This window comes from Streptomyces sp. NPDC107528 (assembly GCF_055639295.1).
Window position 1 is genome coordinate 135,454 of the sequence record NZ_JBVKAV010000015.1, and the last position, 18,510, is coordinate 153,963.

The following is an 18,510-nucleotide window of genomic DNA, read 5'->3' on the forward strand; positions in this document are numbered from 1 at the left end:
CGCCCGTCCACACCGCCGTCACAGCGCCCCGGTCAGCTGGTGCAGCACGGCGTCCAGCAGGCCCTCCGCGTCCAGGTCGACACCGCCGGTACGCAGGAACACCGCGTTCAGGAGCTGGTCGGTGGCCAGTTCGCCGGGAGCGCGGCGGCGCAGGAAGGCCTCGATGAGTTCGTCCGCGTCGCGCAGGGCTTCCTCGCCGAGGTGGGCCGTGACGATCGCGCGCAGCCGTGCCTCGTCGGGGACCGGCAGGGCGAGGCGGACACAGCGGCGCAGGAAAGCCGGCGGGAACTCGCGCTCGCCGTTGCTGGTGATGACCACGACCGGGAACTCGGCGCACTGCATCCGGCCCTGGTGAACCGTCACCGAGCCCCGGTGGTCCGCGGTCTGCACCTCGACATCCGCCATGTCCTCGGGGAGCCGGGTCAGTTCGGGGATGTCGAAGAACCCCTCCTCGAAGACGGTGAGCAGGTCGTTGGGCAGGTCCACGTCGCCCTTGTCCATCTCGTCGATCAGCAGCGCCCGCGGTGTGGCCGACGGCACCAGGGCCGTGCCCAGCGGGCCGAGCCGGATGAACGTCCCGATCGACGGCTCGCTTTCGCCCCGGTCGCGGCTGAGCGTGGTTTCGCGCAGGCGGCCGATCGCGTCGTACTGGTAGAGCGCCTCGCGTACGGTCGACCGGCTGTTGATGGACCAGCGCAGCAGCTCGCCGAGCCGCAGCTCGTGCGAGACCGCCCGGGCCAGCGACGACTTACCGGTGCCGGCCGGCCCGGTGACCAGCAGCGGTCGGCGCAGATGCAGGGCGGCGTTGACGACGTCGGCGTGCTCCGGCTGGATCAGGTACGGCAGTTCGGGGCGCAGGGCCGGAGCCGGGCTGAACCGGCGCCACGGCGGCGCCGAGGGCAGGGTGACGGCGCGGGGGACGCCGTCACCGCGAAAGAGGCGCCAGTCGGCCTCGGAAGCGGAGGTCATGCGCTCTCCTGTGGTTCGCTCAGGTGCAGTCGGGGCACCGTACGGTCGGCGTCCGCCCAGGCCAGGACCGGGCGCCCGGGGAAATCGGGGGCGCGGGTGCCCCGGGCGTTGGCCCGGTAGACCCGTACTCCGTCGGGCAGTTCACGGGTGGCGACATCCGCCATGTGCTTGGTGACATGCGAGGGGGTGTCCCGGCCGCGGTCCCACACCACCACCGGTATGCCCACGGCGAGACAGATCTGAACGATCGCGTCGCGCGGCCCCGGGGGCACGTCGACGGACACCCGGACCGTGTCGAGCCGGCCCATCAGCTCGTAGTAGATCTGATGCGGGTCCTGCGACGCGTCCGATACGACCAGGGTCTCCCCGGAGTCGAGCTGGCTCCACCGCTCACGCCAGTCGGGTAGGAAACGCTCGTGCCGGCGCAGGAGTTCCGGACAGTGCACGACCAGCGGGAACTCCACGCCCAGCATGCCCGGCACGACTTCGCCGGGTACCTGGGCCGCCCACTCGTCGATCGGCAGGTTCAGGTCGGCACGGTCCACGAGCACCTCCACCAGCGGCCGGCCGACGTCACGGTCCGAGGGGGTGAGGGACTCCATGACACGCAGCAGTTCGCGCGCCGCCTCGGGCGCCGAGTACGAGGCGGCGCTGTCGACCGACACCTGCCGTGGGCCGGTGCCCTCGTCGCACCAGATGCGCAGCCGGTGCCGCCCCCGACCGGCTCGCGCCACCTGGACCAGGACACGCTTGCGCCGGACACTGCCGCGCAGCACGCGGGCCCAGTCCTGGGCGTCCGAGCGCCGCTCTCTGACAGCGGCGCCCGGGATACCGAGCCGGCCCGCCACGCCGTCCGACCACAGCCGGAGCTCCGCCTGCCGGGGCGCCGGGCACAGCGCGGCGACGTACTCGACGACCCGCAGCAGGGCCGGAACCCGTGTCTCGCCGTCGTCCGAGTGGCCGTCTCCGGGCAGCTTCTCCAGGTCGTCCAGCAGGACGTCCAGGGTGGCGCCGTCGGTCAGGGCGGCGACCCGCTTGGTGGCCTCGCGCACCGCCTCGGGGAACCGGTCGAGCACCGACCGGTCGACGTTGCGCAGGAGTTGGTGGAGGCGACGGTGTTCGCGCGGTGAGAGCAGCAGCGGAGTCTCCGACAGCCGGCCGGCGACCAGCACGCGGTTGGTCGCCATCGGGTCCCTGGGGCGCAGGATCTCGGTGAAGGCGGCCAGGGCGCGGCGATCGCGGAGCAGGAACGCCGCGAACTCCTCGATGGGGGGCGGGCTCACCGGGCTCCCCTGTGCGACGCCGCACGCGAGGGCCAGTTGGCGGGCGGTGTCACCGAGCGAGTACGGCGACGGCAGGGCGTTCCCGATTGCGGTCACGAGCATGCCGAAGGCGGGGTCGTCCGGATCGGCGGGCTCGGCACCCTCCTCGGAGAGGACGCCGAGGGGCCGCAGCTCGGCCTCGACCTGCTGCCAGGGAATCGCCCAGCTGCGTCGGACCATGTGCTGCGGGCTGTGCGGAAGCGGGGCCCCGCCGGGATCGCACGGCGGCATGAAATGCGCGGCGAGGAGTCCGACCACGGCTCCGTCCTCCTCGCACCACAGCGGGCCGCCGCTGTAGCCGGGGCCGACCGCCATGCCCGTGGCCTTGCCGTCGAGGTAACCGACGGAGCCGTCGAGGGCGGCGACCCGTAGATCGGCGAAGGTCGCGCTGTGCCCGCTGCCGTGCCAGGCCCGCACCTGCTGACCGGGAACCATGGCCGTACGCCGGTCGGCCGCGGGCATGCCGACGGGCGGCGCGTCGACCCGCAGTACCGCCAGATCGCCGAGCCACTCCCCGTCGCCGTCCCGCACGGCCGTGCCCTCGCGTGTGCGTGGGGCGATCCAGTGCGCCACGCGCGCGGGGTACCGCTCCGTCTTCCGCGCCCCCTGCACCTCGACGAACAGCGGGTCGAGCCCGGGCGGCCGGGTCTCGAACAGCGCTCTGCCCAGGGCGTCGTTGACGACATGCGCGCAGGTCAGCATCGCGTCACCGCCGAGTGCCACTGCCGCGCCGGCCGTCTTGCCGTCGGTCGTACGGCGCACCGACGCGACGCGGGATCTCCCCTCGGTGTCCGGCGCTGCCCCGACCTGCCTGAACCAGTCCACCATCACTCCGCGCCGGGTGACGGCTTCCAACTGGCGGTGACGGTGAGGTGCGCCTGCCCGTTGCCACCGACGATCCCGAGCTTGAGGTCCTGGCCGACCTGGACGCCGAACGTCACGCTGAGCTCGCTCGGCGGATCCGGCACGGAGGACGCCACGTCGTGCACCTCCTGCAGCAGCGGCCCGAGCGGCCTGAGCGCCCCGCGCAAGGTCGCTGCGGCGAGGTTGGCTACGGCGGCCCGCCCTCCCGCGGCGACGGGGACGGCCCGCCCCATGCCCTCGGGCAGGTCGTCGTCCTGCGCGGAGGGTTGTCCGGTGGCCGCTGCTGGAGCGAGGAGGAACCTTACGGCCGTTCCGTCGTCGAACTCTGATTCCAAGAAGGTGGACACCGCAACATTGTGGCCTGAACTCCCGTGACAGGAGGCCAAGTTCGCCACTCACCGCGGACCCACTCCCTCGGCACCGGCCTGGTGCAGGCGCTGCGCAGGAAACGTGAGCGGAAGGGGGGAGACCGCGGCTTCGGGTGACCCGTGTCACACGTGTGGCCTATGCTAGTCGATCCTGATGCGGTCAACTCCTGTGCAGGGTAAGAGAGTTGGTCGCGCCATGACAGGGCAACCTGCCATGACTGGTTCCTGAATCGGGGGACGATCCATGACCCAGCCGCAGCTCCCGCCCCAGCGGGGGCAAGAGCCGAGATCCGGGCCGCGCCGTCCGGTCGACCCGGCGCGGAGCGAGGCGTGCCGCCTGCTCTGTGCGGGGACGTATCTGCACGTCGGCTACCGGGACGCGGTGATCGACGAACTGTACGTGCACCGCGAGCGGTTCGCCGCGCCCTCCTACGGCTACGACGCGGCCCGCGTCCTCGCCCACGCCCTGCGTTCCCGCCGCCAGGAAGTGGCGTGGTCGGCAGGGATGATCGCCCTGTGGGTGGTCGTGGCGGCGCTCACCAAGTTCCACATCACCGTGGTGATCTGGCCGATCCTCCTGATCGCGCTGGGCCGCCGGCTGGGCGGCAGCCGTGACATCGACGGGAAGTTCCCGCAGTTCGCCATGTTCCGGCGGCTCCTCGCCTTCGTACTGCGCTGGTACGGGCGTCTCACCCTGCTCTTCGTCTACGTCACCCTGTTCCGGCTGCTCATCGCCGGTCCGGACGAGTACGCGTCCGACTCCTACGGTGGTTCCGGTGACAGCTTCCTCGACTCGTCGGACGGCGCCGACCTCGGCACCCCCTTGGACCTGCTGAACGCGACCCTCGCGGAACCCGGACGCTTCACCGCCGCGTGCCTGCTGGCGCTGCCGTTGCTGCTGGCCCTGCTCAGCGTGGGACAGCGGGGCCAGTTCGCACGCACGATCGCGGGCGAGCTGTCCAAGCAGCGTTTCCCGAACGTCGCCGACGACCCGGCCGAGGCGGCATCCGCACCTCGGTTCGGCGAACTGAGCCGGCGTATCCGCCAGGAGCAGCACGCGCCGCTCATCCTCTACACGAAGGCCGAGCCGTTCCGCGGCGCGGGACTGCCCTTCGAACCGTGGTCCCTGTCGATCGAACTGCGCCCCCGCACGGCCGGCGACGGGGACTCCCCCCTCGACGCGCTCAGGAAGACCGACGCCACGCCCACGCCCGCGGAGCCGCTCGACAACGCCACGGTCCTGGAGAAGATCAAGCCCCTGGTGGAGCAGTTGCGGGAGCCCTCGGCGCGCACCTCCCCGCAGGCCGCCGACGCCGTGCTGGACCGGCTGCGCGAACTCGTCGTGGACGAGTGCGTGTTCCTGCCCGCGGAGGGGCTGCCGGGGCGGATGGCCTTCCCGTACACCAAGGACACGTATCTGATGCACCGCACGGACGCGGTGGAGGAAGGCGGCGAGCAGCGGCGGCACTTCCTGCGGGTGCGCGTCGGCGGGTGGGACGAGGAGATCGTCGTCACCGTCTTCGTCCGGGTCCACACCCAGGGCGGCATGCTGATGCTCGAGGTCGCCCCGCACGTACTGCCGCCGGTCAACGCGCTGTTCGCCACCGCTGACAGGAAGGCGCACGAGCATCTGCACCGCGGCGGCTTCGGCCGCTACCTCTTTGCGTTGCTGCGCATCCCGGCCGCGACCGGCGACGCCCTGCGGGTCCTCGCCCGTGCCATCGCCCAGACGTGGCGGCAGCTCACCGACGTCCACGCGGACACGCTGCCGGACGGGCCCGGTGCCTCCGTGCGGGAACTGGGCGCGGACGACCGGGCGACCCTCTTCCAGGAGATGGACATCGCCCGCTATCTCAAGTCCATCCAGGACCGGATCGCGAGCGGGGTGGGTGAGGCGCTGTGGAACGCCGGGTACGAGGTCGCCGAGTTCGAGCAGAAGGTCACCAACGTGTTCAACAACAGCGGGACCTTCGTCGGAGGCAACGTGCAGGGCAACGGGATCGCGATCGGCAAGGACAGCAAGGTCGGCTCCCCGGCGGGCAAGCCGCCCCCGGCCTCGTCGGCCGGTGCCGGCGGCGCGTCGAAATAGCGCGTCGGAGCAGTGCGTCGAAATAGCGCGTCGAAGTAGCCCGTCGAACAGCAGCAGACAACGGAGGGACCACATGAACCAGCCGCCAGCGGCCGACGGACCCGGCTCCGGTACGTACGTCGGGGGATCCGTCACCGGCAACGGCATCGCCGTCGGTGCCGGTGCCAGTGCCGCGTACACCTCGATGTCGGCGCCGGCCGACGAGTCGCATCAGGCCTTGCTGAAGGCCGTCCGCGATCTCAGCGAGGACCTGAAGAGGTATCCCGCCACCTCCGAGACGGAGGAGCTCTCCGCGAGCCTGGACGAGACCGAGCGACAGGTGACCACCACCGGCCGCGCCCAGCCCGGCGTCCTGGAGCGGCTCCGCACCGCCCTGGAGGCGTCGAGCGGAGTCCTCGGCGCGATCACCTCCGCGACCGCCCTCGGCACGGCCGTGGCCGGCCTCATCGGGGGCTGAGCGATGCGCGGCGGGGGCGCCGGCGAGGTCCGGTGGAACAAGGACACACAGTCGTGGGAGCCGGTGGGCCCAGGCGGTCCCTCCGCCCCGCCTCCGCCGCCCGAGAGGCCGCCGACGGCCGGAGGGCCGGGGGAGTGGCCCGCCGGGGAACAGGTGGGCGGGCCGTTACCGCCTGCCCCGGGCCCCGACTGGCCGCAGCCGCCCGCCGTACCGCCCGGGGCCCCGCGTGGCCGCCGCAACAGGGTCATCGCCGGCGCGGTCGGCGCGGCGGTCGCGGTCACCGCGCTCGCGACCTGGCTCGCGGTCGACCGGGCAGGGGACGACGACAAGGCGGGCGGCGCCGCGTCGAGTACGGCCACCACGTCCCGGGACGGCCGGTCCGAACCGCCCTCGGATGCCTCGTCCGACCCGGTTCCCACCTCCGAGGACCCGTTCACCGCGGCCTCCGAGTCGCCCGAGGTGCCCGGCGGGTTCCGGGCGGTCGAGGATCCCTCGGGCTTCTCCACCGTCGTCCCCGAGGACTGGACCCGCAGCGAGCAGAAGGGCGGAGCCGTCGTCTTCTACACCTCGCCCGACGAACTCGGCCTGCTGCAGATCTTCGAGGTGGTCGAACCGGGCTACACCCCCGACGACGCCCTCGACATCGCCGTGGACAGCCTCTCCGGGCAGCCCGGCTTCACCCAGGTCAGCCGGGGAGCCGTCCCGGGCGAGACGTATGCGAGCGAACTCGTCTACGAGTACGACAGCAAGGACCTCGGCGAGCGGGTCAAGGCCGTCGACCGGGTCTTCCAGACCGACGACGGGCGCCTGTACGCGATGGTCGTGCGCGGCACGACGGAGGACTGGCCCGGGACGCAGGAGACGCTGGAGACGGTCAGGGCGGCGTTCACGCCGAGCTGAAGCCTTCAGGGGCGGTCAGCGGGTGGGGCAGCGGGCGGTCAGGGGGTGGGCAGCCGCTTCTCGAACCAGTGGCTGGCATAGATGTTGTCGTCATACGCCGGGATGTCCGTGTATCCGCAGGCCCGGTACATCGCCTGCGCCTCGGTGAGCGCGGTGTGCGTGTCCAGGCGTACCGCGGTCAGGTGCCGTGCGGAGGCCTCCTGTTCGAGGGCGGCGAGGAGACGGCGGGCGAGGCCCAGGCGGCGGGCGTCGGGGTGCACCCAGACATGGCGGATCTCGCCGAGGCCGGGTTCGAGGCGCCGTAGCGCTCCACAGCCCACGGGGCGGCGTTCCTCGTAGGCGACGAAGAAGGCGCCGGCGTCGCCGGACACCTCCTCGGGCCGTACGAGGTCGTCCTTGTCGAACCCCTCGGGGAACCGCTCGTCGAGGTCGGCCGCGTAGGCGTCCAGACAGGACCGGGCGTCCGGTGCGGCGCCGTCGACGAGGGCGACGGTGATGCCCGCGAGGCGCAGCAGCCGCTGGGCGGTGGCCATCGCCCCGGTCAGTTCGGCGCGCTGCGGTGCGCTCAGGCCGGCCAGCAGCCCGGCCGCGGCCACGCCCGCCCGCCGGTCCTGCTCCGTCACCTCCACCCGCCCCGCCGGGGTCAGCTCGATCATGCGCGACCGGTTGTCCTGCGGGTGCGCGCTCAGCCTGACCATGCCCTGGGCTTCCAGCGCCTTGGCCATCCGGCTCAGATACCCGGCGTCCAGACCGAGCCGGCTCCTGAGCTCCCGCAGGGACGCGCCGTCCCCGATCTCGAACAGCAGCCGGGCCTCGCCGAGGGGGCGGTCCTGGCCGAGGTAGTGGTCGTCCAGTACGCCGATGCGGCGCGTGAAGTAACGGTTGAAGCGGCGGAAGGCCGTCACATGGTCCGTCGTCACTGGCTCCATATTTCTTTGACTTTAGTCAAAGGTGTCGCGGGCGTCCATACCCCGGCCGGGCCGCGAACCTGCCGGTGCGCGGCGCTGGGCGGGGGTGCATCCTGAGAAGTGGTCCTTCAGCGGTCTTCTCGAACGAAGGAGCAGGTCATGCCATCCCTGCATTTCCACGTGAACTCCTCGATGAGCCCATCCGAGGTCATGGGGGTACTGACCAATTTCAGCCCCACCCGCGTCGAGGAGTGGCCCTCCATCGACGCCGAGCACTTCCAGGTCCACGAGCGGGGGGACACCTGGGCCGAGGTCACCGAGGGAAATGAAAAATCGTGGGAGCGGGCTCGCTACGAATGGGACCCGTCGACGAACCACGTCACTGTCACGACCCGCGACTCGAAGCCCTTCGGCTCGGGTGGGTGGGAGTTCCAGATGACTCCCACGGATGACGGCACGCGCATCGACGTCGACCTCGAACGGCATCCCACCTCGCTCAAGGCGAAGATGATGTCTCCGATCATTCCCTTCGCCGGGCCGGTGTTCCGCAAGTCCTTCAAGGAGCCCCTGCACACCATGTAGTCACTTGGGCGAAGGCAGCGGCTGCGGCACACGCGCCACTCAGGCCTCCTGGAGGGCCAGGCGGTGCAGCCCCTTGCGGTCGTAGTAGCGGGTCATGGCGAAGCCGAAGAGCAGAGCGACGGCGAGGCCGATGGCGATCATGGTCCAGCCTCGGGTCAGGCCGGCGTCGGCGCGGGCGTCGAAGTAGAGGATGGCGCGCACGCCGTCGGTCACCTGGCGGAACGGCTCGAACAGGGCCAGGAAGCGGTAGAAGTCGGGGACCGCCTGGAGGGGCACCGTCGCTCCCGAGGACGGGAGGGCCAGGGCGATGAACACGAACATGGACACCACCTGGCCGATGCCGCCGAAGGCCGCGTTGATGGCCTGCACGCCCAGGCCCACGGCCAGGCTGGCGCAGTACGAGAAGATCCACAGCAACGGCAGATGTGACGCGTCCATGCCCAGGATCGCGACCGTGGCGACCATGGTCAGGCTGGTGGTGAGCACGGCAATGCCGGCAGACATGATCATTTTCAGCAACAGGGTCTGCGTACGGCTGATCGGGACCGTCGGGCGTCGCGAGTGCCAGGGTCCGATCTCGTTGTCGGTGTAGCCCAGGCCCGCATCGACGCCGTTGTTGATGATGTTGCCGCCCACGAACGCGGTGAGCACCAGGAGCAGCGTGTAGTAGAAGGCGGACAGGCCCAGGCCGCTGTGGCGGCCGATCGGGTGGCCCACACGGGTGGTGACGGTGACCGGGTCGGCCAGCAGAGCGCGGAGCGTCGCGTCGGAACCGCCGGCCTTTGCCTGGTCCGTCAGCTGTCGGCCGATCTTCAGGGAGCTCTGGTGAGCGGCGCGCTGGGAGATCTGGTTGGCCAGGGACGAACCGAGGCTTCCCAGGCCGGGGTTGGTGAGGATGGTGAGGGCCGGACGTGCCGTGGCACGGGAGGTCGTCAGGGCCGCCACCGACTTGGTGAAGTCGGCCGGGACGACGAGGGCGCCGTAGATCTTGCCCGCGGCCAACTGCTCCTGCATCTGGGCCTGGTTCAGCCTGCGCCACTGCACCGCCTTCGACGGAGTCGCCGCGATGACCTCCCGGCTCAACTGTGCCCCCACGGGCTGCCGCTGTCCCGGCAGCGGCGGGCCCTCGTCCGCGTCGACCAGGCCGATCGGCAGATCACGCAGGCTGTCGTTCGGATTGACGATGCCGCCCATGTAGAGCAGCGACAGGAACAGTGCCACCAGCGCCGACAGGACGGTCGGCACAAACCAGAGCCTTCCGTGCCGCGCGACGACGACCGCGCGTGCGCGCGGCTGCTGCTGCCCGGACCCCGCTGATGTCATGGCACTCCGTCCGGCTCCGATCCGACGTCGCGCCGGCCTCGCCGTGATGTCGACGGTCGGACCGCGACGATAGCTCCGGCGCTGCCGGCCTCCCGCCCCGACACGCTGCGCCGAGCGGGGGAGGAATCCGCTGGCTTTTGTCGCTTTTGTTCGCATCTTCCGTGACGCAGCGCACTTTCGACCGCGGATCGCGCATGCATTCGAGGGTCGGGGGCAGGCGCACTCGGTCCCGTGAGTGACACGTGTGTGACACAGGGGCTCTGAACAGGAACGGAAGGCAACACCGATCATGGCGGACAGTACGGAACTCCAGGCGCGCGGCACCCTCCACATCGGAGGAGAGTGGCGGGCGGCCGTCTCCGGCGCGACGCGCGAGATCCTCGACCCCGCGGACGCCACGCCGTTCGCCGTGGTCGCCGAGGGCGACGAGAAGGACACCGATCTGGCGGTGGCGGCAGCCCACCGTGCCTTCGACGGCGGCCAGGGCGAGTGGCCGCGCACGCCCGTCGCCGAGCGCGCCGCCCTGCTGCGCCGCGTCGCCGACCTGCTGACGCGTGACCGCGAGCAACTCGGCCTGCTGGAGAGCCGCGACGCCGGCAAGACCGTCGAAGAGGGCCGGGTCGACATCGACTGCGTCGCCGACGCCTTCCGCTACTTCGCCGACCTCGTCGCCGCCGAGGCCCCGGGCCGGGTCGTCGACGCGGGCTCGCCCGACCTCCACAGCGTCGTCGTCCATGAGCCGGTCGGTGTCTGTGCGCTGATCACCCCCTGGAACTACCCCCTCCTCCAGGCGAGTTGGAAGATCGCCCCGGCCCTCGCCGCCGGTAACACCTTCGTCGTCAAGCCCAGCGAGATCACCCCCCTGACGACCATCGCCCTGATCGAGCTGCTCGTCGAGGCGGGGCTGCCGGCCGGGGTCGCCAACATCGTGACCGGGCCCGGCCACACCGTCGGCGCCCGGCTCGCCGAGCACCCCGACGTCGACCTCGTCTCCTTCACCGGCGGCCTGGTCAGCGGCACGAAGGTGGCCCAGGCCGCCGCGCCCTCCGTCAAGAAGGTCGCCCTCGAACTCGGCGGCAAGAACCCCAACGTCGTCTTCGCCGACGCCTGCGCCACCGACGAGGCCTTCGACACCGCCGTCGACCAGGCCCTCAACGCCGCCTTCATCCACAGCGGCCAGGTCTGCTCGGCCGGCGGCCGCCTCATCATCGAGGAGTCCGTCAGGGACCGCTTCGTCGCCGAACTCTCCCGCAGGGCGGGCCGGATCCGGCTCGGCCGCGGCACCGCCGACGGCGTCGAGTGCGGACCGCTCGTCTCCGAGCAGCAGCGCGCCAAGGTCGAGGCGTACGTCGACTCGGCGCTCAAGGAGGGCGCGGTGCTGCGCTCCGGCGGCAGGCGGCCCGAACCGTCGTCGGAGCGCCCGGTGAACGGCTACTTCTACGAGCCGACCGTCCTCGACCACTGCCACCGCGAGATGCGCGTCGTGCGCGAGGAGGTCTTCGGCCCGGTCCTCACCGTCGAGACCTTCCGCACGGAGGACGAGGCGATCGCCCTCGCCAACGACACCGAGTACGGCCTCGCAGGCGCCGTCTGGACCGCCGACGCGGGCCGCGCCCGGCGGGTCGCCGGCCGGCTGCGGCACGGCACCGTCTGGATCAACGACTTCCACCCCTACCTCCCGCAGGCGGAGTGGGGCGGCTTCGGCAAGAGCGGGGTCGGCCGCGAACTCGGCCCCGCCGGACTCGCCGAGTACCGCGAGAGCAAGCACGTCTACCAGAACCTCGCGCCGAAGCCGGTCCGCTGGTTCGCCGGCTGACCGGTCCGGTCCCGCCCCTCTCAACCCCGTAAGACCTCGCACGCCCCTGGAGCCACCCCCACCATGTCCCAGAGCACCCATGTCTACGACTACGTCGTGATCGGCGGCGGCACGGCCGGCTCGGTCATCGCCTCCCGCCTCACCGAGAACCCCGACGTCACGGTCGCCGTGATCGAGGGCGGACCCAGCGACGTCGGCCGCGACGACGTCCTCACGCTGCGCCGCTGGATGGGCCTGCTCGGCGGCGAGCTGGACTACGACTACCCGACCACCGAGCAGCCACGCGGCAACTCGCACATCCGGCACAGCCGGGCCCGCGTCCTCGGTGGGTGTTCCAGCCACAACACCCTCATAGCCTTCAAGCCGCTGCCGTCCGACTGGGACGAGTGGGAGGAGGCCGGCGCCACGGGCTGGGGCGCGGTGCCGATGGAGGCGTACTACGCCCGGCTGAAGAACAACGTCGTCCCGGTCGACGAGAAGGACCGCAACGCCATCGCCCGCGACTTCGTCGACGCCGCCCAGGGCGCGCTCGGCGTCCCGCGCGTCGAGGGCTTCAACAAGCAGCCCTTCACCGAGGGCGTCGGCTTCTTCGACCTCGCCTACCACCCCGAGAACAACAAGCGCTCGTCCGCGTCGGTGGCGTATCTGCACCCGGTGATGGACGAGCGCGAGAACCTGACGATCCTGCTGGAGACCTGGGCGTACAAGCTGGAGCTCGACGGCACCCGCGCCGAGGGCGTCCACGTGCGCACCAAGGACGGCGAGGAACTTCTCGTCCGCGCCCGGCGCGAGGTCGTCCTGTGCGCCGGCGCCGTCGACTCGCCGCGGCTGCTGATGCACTCCGGCATCGGGCCCAAGGAAGACCTCACCGAACTGGGCATCCCGGTGGTCCACGACCTGCCGGGCGTCGGCGAGAACCTGCTCGACCATCCCGAGTCGGTGATCGTCTGGGAGACCGACGGTCCGATCCCGGACAACTCCGCGATGGACTCCGACGCGGGCCTCTTCGTCCGCCGCGACCCCGAACACCAGGGCCCGGACCTGATGTTCCACTTCTACCAGATCCCGTTCACGGACAACCCGGAGCGACTGGGCTACGAGCGGCCGGAGTTCGGGGTGTCCATGACCCCGAACATCCCCAAGCCCAGGAGCCGCGGCCGGCTCTACCTCACGAGCGCCGACCCGTCCGTGAAGCCGGCGCTCGACTTCCGCTACTTCACCGACGAGGACGACTACGACGGCCGCACCCTCGTGGACGGCATCCGCATCGCCCGCGAGATCGCGAAGACCGAACCGCTCGCCAACTGGCTCAAGCGCGAGGTGTGCCCGGGCCCGGACGTCACCGGCGACGAGGAGCTGAGCGAGTACGCCCGCAAGGTCGCGCACACCGTGTACCACCCGGCCGGTACCTGCCGTATGGGCGCCGCCGACGACGAACTGGCCGTGGTGGACCCGCAGTTGCGGATCCGCGGCCTGGACGGAATTCGTATCGCCGACGCCTCCGTCTTCCCGACGATGACCGCCGTGAACCCGATGATCGGGGTGCTCATGGTCGGGGAGAAGGCCGTCGACCTGATGGGAAGTGAGGCGTGATGAGTACCCCTGTTTTCTCTGTCGAAGGTCTGTGGAAGGTCTTCGGTCCGAAGGCGCACCGTGTCCCCGCCGACCCGGAGCTGGCCTCGCTCGCGCCCGCCGAGCTGCGTGCGCGCACCGGCTGCACGGCGGCGGTGCGGGACGTCTCCTTCGACGTGCGCAAGGGCGAGGTCTTCGTCGTCATGGGCCTGTCCGGCTCCGGCAAGTCCACGCTGGTGCGCTGTCTGACCCGGCTCATCGAGCCGACGGCGGGCTCCATAGCCATCGACGGCGAGGACGTCCGCGCCATGGACAAGACCCGGCTGCGCGAACTGCGCCGCCACCGCGCCGCGATGGTCTTCCAGCACTTCGGACTGCTCCCGCACCGCACGGTCCTGGACAACGTGGCGTATGGCCTGGAGATCCAGGGCGTCGGCAAGGCGGAGCGCCGGGAGCGGGCCGCCGAGGTGGTCGCCAAGGTCGGCCTGGAGGGCATGGAGCACCGCAGGCCGGGCCAGCTGTCCGGCGGGCAGCGCCAGCGCGTCGGCCTCGCGCGGGCGTTGGCGGTGGACCCGGAGGTGCTGCTCTTCGACGAGCCGTTCAGCGCGCTCGACCCGCTGATCCGCCGGGACATGCAGGAGGAGGTCGTGCGCCTGCACCGCGAGGAGGGCCGCACGATGGTCTTCATCACGCATGACCTCAGCGAGGCCCTGAAGCTCGGCGACCGCATCGCCCTCATGCGCGACGGCGCTGTCGTCCAGCTGGGCACGCCCGAGGAGATCGTGGGCTCCCCGGCCGACGACTACGTCCGCGAGTTCGTCCGGGACGTCCCGCGCGAGCAGGTCATGACCGTGCGGTCGGCCATGCGGGCCGCGTCGGCGGACGAGACCGGCAACGGCCCGGCGATCGCGCCGGACGCGACGGTGTCCGAGGCGATCGAGGCCGTGGCGCGCACCGGTGCCCCGGCCCGGGTCATGGAAGGCGGACGGTGCCTGGGAGTCGTCGACCACGAGCGGCTCCTCGGCGTCGTGGCGGGGACACAGCAGGGTGCCGCGGCGGGTGCGGCGCACGGTGCCGCCGCAGCGGACGCGGAGAACAGGTCCGCAGCGGGCGCGGAGAAGAGTAAGGAGGTGGCGTGATGGCCACCGTCACTGCCGCCGCCCCTCGGGCCACCGCGCCCGGCGTCCTCAAGCACCCGGTCGTCCGCAAGCTCCTGCTGCTGGTCCTCGCCGCCGCGATCCTCGTGCCGCTGGCGAACGCCCGCTGGGCGAGCGGCACCTGGCCCTCCGCACTGACCGTCGACTTCTCCGACCAGCTCACCAAGGCCAGCGTCTGGATCATCGACAACCGGGACAGCCACCCGCTGTTCGTCTACTTCTTCGGGCACCTCAGCAACGCGGTCGTGATCTGCGTACGCGCCGTGTACCTGGTGCTGCTCGCCGCCGGCTGGGCCGGTGTCACGGCCGCCGCGTCCCTGATCGCCTGGCGCGTCGCGGGCTGGAGGCTCGCCGCCGGTACCGGTGCCGCGATCCTGGCCTGCGGGTTCCTCGGCATGTGGATCCCGACCATGCAGACCCTCGCGCTGATGGTCGTGGCGGTCCTCGCCTCCGTCGTCGTCGGCATGCTGCTTGGCCTCGCCGCCGGACTGTCCGACCGTATGGACCGGGTCCTGCGTCCCGTCCTGGACACCATGCAGGTGCTCCCGGCGTACGCCTACCTGCTCCCCGTCGTCCTGGTCTTCGGCATGGGCGTCCCCGCCGCCGTCCTGGCCACCGTCGTCTACGCCGCCCCGCCGATGGCCCGCCTCACCGCCCTCGGCCTGCGCGGCGCCGACAAGGAGGTGCTGGAGGCGGTCGAGTCGCTCGGTGCCACCGCACGGCAGCGCCTGCTGACCGCCCGCATCCCGCTGGCCCGCAAGGAACTCCTGCTCGGCCTCAACCAGACGATCATGATGGCGCTGTCGATGGCGGTCATCGCCTCCGTCATCGGCGCCGGCGGCCTCGGTGACCGCGTCTACCAGGCGCTGGCCTCGGTCGACGTCGGCGCGGCGCTCGCGGCCGGCATCCCGATCGTGCTCCTCGCCGTCGTACTGGACCGGGTGACCTGCGCGGCCGGGGAGAGCCTCGGAGACGATCCTCAGCCGAACGGCCGGGCACGCTGGCTGTACGCCCTGGGCGCCGCCGTAGCGGTAGCCGTCGCCGGACGTCTCCTGGGCCGCCTCGACTGGCCCGACGCCTGGACCCTGAACATCGCCGAGCCGGTCAACCGCGCCGTCGACTGGATGACCGCCCACCTCTACTCCGGCGTCCCCGTCATCGGCGGCACCGCCGACTGGGCGGCCCACTTCACCACCTGGGTCCTCGACCCCGTGCGCGACGGCCTGCAGTGGCTGCCCTGGTGGTCGGTTCTGCTCATCGTCGCCACCCTCGCCTGGCTGATCGGCACCTGGCGCACCGCGCTGACCGCCGTGCTCGCCATGGCCGCGATCGGCGTACTGGGCGTGTGGGGCCCGTCGCTGGACACCCTCTCCCAGGTCCTCGCGGCCGTCGCCGTCACGCTGGTCCTGGGCTTCGCGACCGGCATCGCGGCGGCCCGCAGCGACCGCGTCGAACGCCTGCTGCGGCCCGTCCTGGATGTCTTCCAGACGATGCCGCAGTTCGTGTACCTGATCCCGGTGGTTGCGCTGTTCGGCGTCGGCCGCGCACCCGCGGTCGCCGCAGCCGTCGTCTACGCCCTGCCCGCCGTGGTCCGCATCACCACCCAGGGCCTGCGCCAGGTCGACCCGGCCGCCCTGGAGTCCGCCCGCTCACTCGGCGCGACCCCCGCCCAGCAACTGCGGCAGGTCCAGATCCCGCTCGCCCGGCCGGCGTTGCTGCTCGCCGTCAACCAGGGCGTGGTCCTGGTCCTCGCCGTCGTCATCATCGGCGGCCTGGTCGGCGGTGGCGCGCTCGGCTACGAGGTCGTCGCCGGACTCGCGCAGGGCGACCTCGCGACCGGTCTGGTGGCCGGCGCCGCGATCGTCTGCCTGGGCCTGATGCTGGACCGCGTCACCCAGCCGACGGAACGCCGCGCGAAGAAGGGAGCGTGACATGCGACTTCGTATGCGTAGTACTCGTGCGTCTCGTACGACTGCCGTAGTGGCCGGCGTGTCCTCGCTGGCGCTGCTGACCGGCTGCGGCGCCGCCGACATGACCAAGCAGGCCTCGCCGTTCGCCAACGCGCAGGGCGCCAAGACCGTGACGCTGTCCGTCCAGTCCTGGGTCGGCGCGCAGGCCAACGTGGCCGTCGTGCAGTACCTGCTGGAGAAGAAGCTCGACTACCGCGTCGACACCGTCCAGATCGACGAGGTGCCCGCCTGGGACGCCCTCAGCCAGGGCCGCGTCGACGCGCTCCTGGAGGACTGGGGGCACCCGGAGGAGGAGCAGCGGTACGTCAAGGACAAGAAGACGATCGTGCCCGGCGGCGACCTCGGGGTCACCGGGCACATCGGCTGGTACGTCCCGACGTATTTCGCCAAGCAGCACCCGGACGTCACCGACTGGAAGAACCTCGACAAGTACGCCGATCAGATGCGCACCGCCGAGAGCGGCGGCAAGGGCCAGCTGATGGACGGCTCGCCCTCCTACGTCACCAACGACAAGGCACTGGTGAAGAACCTCGACCTGGACTACCAGGTCGTGTTCGCCGGTTCCGAGGCCGCGCAGATCACGCAGATCAAGCAGTTCGCCAAGGAGAAGAAGCCCTTCCTGACGTACTGGTACTCACCGCAGTGGCTGTTCAAGAAGGTCCCGATGACCGAGGTGAAGCTGCCCGCCTACAAGGAGGGCTGCGACGCGGACCCGGACAAGGTCGCCTGCGCCTATCCGCACACCCCGCTGCAGAAGTACCTCAACGCCGACTTCTCGAAGGAGGGCGGCAAGGCGGCGGCCCTGCTGAAGAAGTTCAAGTGGACGACCGAGGACCAGAACGAGGTCTCCCTGATGATCGCCGACCAGAAGATGTCGCCCGAGGAGGCGGCGAAGAAGTGGGTGGACAGCCACGAGTCCACATGGAAGGCGTGGATGTCCTGACCTTCACGTCGTGAGGTCGGCCGCGATGCCGCGCAGCGCCTGGGTGGCGGTGCGGTGAAGTCCCGGCCCGAACGTGATGCGGGTGGCCCCGAGTTCGCCGAGTTCGGCGGGCGAGGGGCCGCCGGTCACCGTGCCGTGCACATTGATCGGCCCCTGGATGCCGGACCGCAGCAGTGGCAGTACGTCCACGGGGGCGCCGATCGGATAGACGCAGTCGGCGCCGGCAGCGACGTACAGGGCGGCGCGCTCGATGGTCTGTTCGGCGGCCTTCTTGGGGTCGGCGTCCTGACGTGCCCGGATGAAGGTGTCGATCTGGGCGTTGACGAAGAGCCGGTCGGCGGCGGCGTGCCGCACCTCGGCGAGCCACTCGGCGTGCCGGCGCGGATCCTTCAGGACCCCGCCCTCGGAGTCCTCCAGGTTGCACCCCACGGCCCCGGTCTCCAGCAGCCGTTCCACCAGCTCCTTCGGCGCGATCCCGTATCCGCCCTCGATGTCCGCCGACACCGGCACGTCGACCGCCCGTACGATCCGCGCGACCGCCGCGAACATCTCGTCGGCCGGGGTCTGCCCGTCCTCGTGGCCCAGGGAGGCGGCGACACCCGCACTCGGCGTGGCGAGCGCAGGGAACCCCGCCTCGACGAAGACACGGGCGCTGGCGGCGTCCCAGGGGCCGGGCAGGACCAGCGGGTCGCCGGGGGAGCGGCGCCGGTGCAGTGCGCGTAAGGCATCGACCTTGCTCACGGTTTCCGTCCGTCGTTCGGTCACGTCGGGTATCCCCCTGGTGGAATGCGGCGGGCGACCATCACCCGGTTCCAGTTGTTGATGGCGGCGATCAGCCCGATGAGATGGGCGAGTTCGGAGTCGTCGAAGTGCACGGCGGCCCGCTCGTACACATCGTCCGGCACGAAGCCTCCCCCAGAGCCGAAAGCCTGGGAGGTGCCCCCAGTGAGGACCGTGACGGCCTCGGTCAGCGCGAGCGCGGCTCGTTCCCGCTCGTCGTAGACGTCCTCGGCCTCCTCCCAGGCGGCCAGCAGATCGAGCTGCCGCTCACTCACGCCGTACTTGCGGGCGATGGTGAGATGCATGTCCAGACAGAAGGCGCAGTGGTTGAGCTGCGAGGCCCGGATCACGACGAGCTCGGCGAGAGCGGGGTCGCCGAGCCCCTTCTTCGCGGTGGCGCTGAGGGCTGACATGGCCTGCCCGACCGTTTGGTCGAGACGCCGTGTCCGGAGCGTTTGGGCCGTTTGGGCCGTTTGGGCTGCTTGGGCTG

Annotated in this window: 16 protein-coding genes; 9 read left to right on the plus strand and 7 right to left on the minus strand. The window is 71.3% G+C overall.

Going from position 1 to position 18,510, the window contains the following annotated elements:
- Positions 1-18 precede the first annotated feature (18 nt).
- From ACZ7L5_RS38915 to ACZ7L5_RS38925, 3 genes are read right to left on the minus strand one after another with little or no spacing between them, the layout of a single operon-like run.
- Positions 19-969: an AAA family ATPase gene (locus ACZ7L5_RS38915; protein WP_363035524.1), complete on the minus strand. Its 951-nt coding sequence runs from the start codon at positions 967-969 to the stop codon at positions 19-21.
- On the minus strand, positions 966-3,146 hold the full coding sequence (locus ACZ7L5_RS38920; protein WP_471523099.1) for a VMAP-C domain-containing protein: 2,181 nt from the start codon (positions 3,144-3,146) through the stop codon (positions 966-968). The genes ACZ7L5_RS38915 and ACZ7L5_RS38920 overlap by 4 nt, the downstream gene beginning before the upstream one ends.
- A complete protein-coding gene (locus ACZ7L5_RS38925; RefSeq protein WP_471523101.1) occupies positions 3,119-3,502 on the minus strand; it encodes a CU044_2847 family protein in 384 nt (127 codons plus the stop codon). Before ACZ7L5_RS38925 ends, ACZ7L5_RS38920 begins: the two co-directional genes overlap by 28 nt.
- 265 nt (positions 3,503-3,767) lie before the next feature.
- Here ACZ7L5_RS38925 and ACZ7L5_RS38930 point away from each other — a divergent pair, with 265 nt between their 5' ends.
- The 3 genes from ACZ7L5_RS38930 (at position 3,768) to ACZ7L5_RS38940 (ending at position 6,969) form a co-directional block, all read left to right on the plus strand.
- Positions 3,768-5,612, plus strand: a complete 1,845-nt coding sequence (locus ACZ7L5_RS38930; RefSeq protein WP_471523103.1) for a hypothetical protein — start codon at positions 3,768-3,770, stop codon at positions 5,610-5,612.
- Between the two features lie 73 nt (positions 5,613-5,685).
- Positions 5,686-6,069 (plus strand): hypothetical protein, encoded by a 384-nt coding sequence (locus tag ACZ7L5_RS38935; protein WP_328879800.1) that lies wholly within the window; start codon positions 5,686-5,688, stop codon positions 6,067-6,069.
- A gap of 153 nt (positions 6,070-6,222) precedes the next feature.
- Complete coding sequence (locus ACZ7L5_RS38940) at positions 6,223-6,969, plus strand: hypothetical protein (RefSeq protein ID WP_471523105.1); 747 nt, start codon at positions 6,223-6,225, stop codon at positions 6,967-6,969.
- Positions 6,970-7,007: 38 nt separating this feature from the next.
- Here the strand turns inward: ACZ7L5_RS38940 and ACZ7L5_RS38945 are convergent, their stop codons facing one another.
- Positions 7,008-7,898 (minus strand): bifunctional helix-turn-helix transcriptional regulator/GNAT family N-acetyltransferase, encoded by an 891-nt coding sequence (locus ACZ7L5_RS38945; RefSeq protein ID WP_471523108.1) that lies wholly within the window; start codon positions 7,896-7,898, stop codon positions 7,008-7,010.
- Between the two features lie 138 nt (positions 7,899-8,036).
- Between ACZ7L5_RS38945 and ACZ7L5_RS38950 the strand changes: the two genes are divergently transcribed.
- Entirely contained in the window at positions 8,037-8,459 is a 423-nt protein-coding gene (locus ACZ7L5_RS38950) for an SRPBCC family protein (RefSeq protein ID WP_328879797.1), read from the plus strand.
- Between the two features lie 39 nt (positions 8,460-8,498).
- Here the strand turns inward: ACZ7L5_RS38950 and ACZ7L5_RS38955 are convergent, their stop codons facing one another.
- Complete coding sequence (locus ACZ7L5_RS38955; RefSeq protein WP_471523110.1) at positions 8,499-9,782, minus strand: YhgE/Pip domain-containing protein; 1,284 nt, start codon at positions 9,780-9,782, stop codon at positions 8,499-8,501.
- A 289-nt stretch (positions 9,783-10,071) separates the two neighbouring features.
- Between ACZ7L5_RS38955 and ACZ7L5_RS38960 the strand changes: the two genes are divergently transcribed.
- From ACZ7L5_RS38960 to ACZ7L5_RS38980, 5 genes are all read left to right on the plus strand, one after another.
- Positions 10,072-11,598, plus strand: coding sequence for an aldehyde dehydrogenase family protein (locus ACZ7L5_RS38960; protein WP_471523112.1), 1,527 nt, complete (start codon positions 10,072-10,074; stop codon positions 11,596-11,598).
- A 63-nt stretch (positions 11,599-11,661) separates the two neighbouring features.
- Positions 11,662-13,191 (plus strand): GMC family oxidoreductase, encoded by a 1,530-nt coding sequence (locus ACZ7L5_RS38965; RefSeq protein WP_471523114.1) that lies wholly within the window; start codon positions 11,662-11,664, stop codon positions 13,189-13,191.
- Positions 13,191-14,309 carry a quaternary amine ABC transporter ATP-binding protein gene (locus tag ACZ7L5_RS38970; protein WP_471523116.1) on the plus strand — a complete coding sequence of 373 codons (1,119 nt, stop codon included), beginning with the start codon at positions 13,191-13,193 and terminating at the stop codon, positions 14,307-14,309. Before ACZ7L5_RS38965 ends, ACZ7L5_RS38970 begins: the two co-directional genes overlap by 1 nt.
- Positions 14,309-16,258, plus strand: a complete 1,950-nt coding sequence (locus ACZ7L5_RS38975; RefSeq protein ID WP_471523118.1) for an ABC transporter permease — start codon at positions 14,309-14,311, stop codon at positions 16,256-16,258. The genes ACZ7L5_RS38970 and ACZ7L5_RS38975 overlap by 1 nt, the downstream gene beginning before the upstream one ends.
- A 13-nt stretch (positions 16,259-16,271) precedes the next feature.
- A complete protein-coding gene (locus tag ACZ7L5_RS38980; protein ID WP_471523120.1) occupies positions 16,272-17,240 on the plus strand; it encodes an ABC transporter substrate-binding protein in 969 nt (322 codons plus the stop codon).
- A gap of 3 nt (positions 17,241-17,243) precedes the next feature.
- Here the strand turns inward: ACZ7L5_RS38980 and ACZ7L5_RS38985 are convergent, their stop codons facing one another.
- Both ACZ7L5_RS38985 and ACZ7L5_RS38990 read right to left on the minus strand, forming a co-directional pair.
- Entirely contained in the window at positions 17,244-17,981 is a 738-nt protein-coding gene (locus ACZ7L5_RS38985; protein ID WP_471523122.1) for an isocitrate lyase/PEP mutase family protein, read from the minus strand.
- 20 nt (positions 17,982-18,001) lie between these two features.
- A complete protein-coding gene (locus ACZ7L5_RS38990; RefSeq protein WP_471523123.1) occupies positions 18,002-18,433 on the minus strand; it encodes a carboxymuconolactone decarboxylase family protein in 432 nt (143 codons plus the stop codon).
- Between the last annotated feature and the right edge of the window lie 77 nt (positions 18,434-18,510).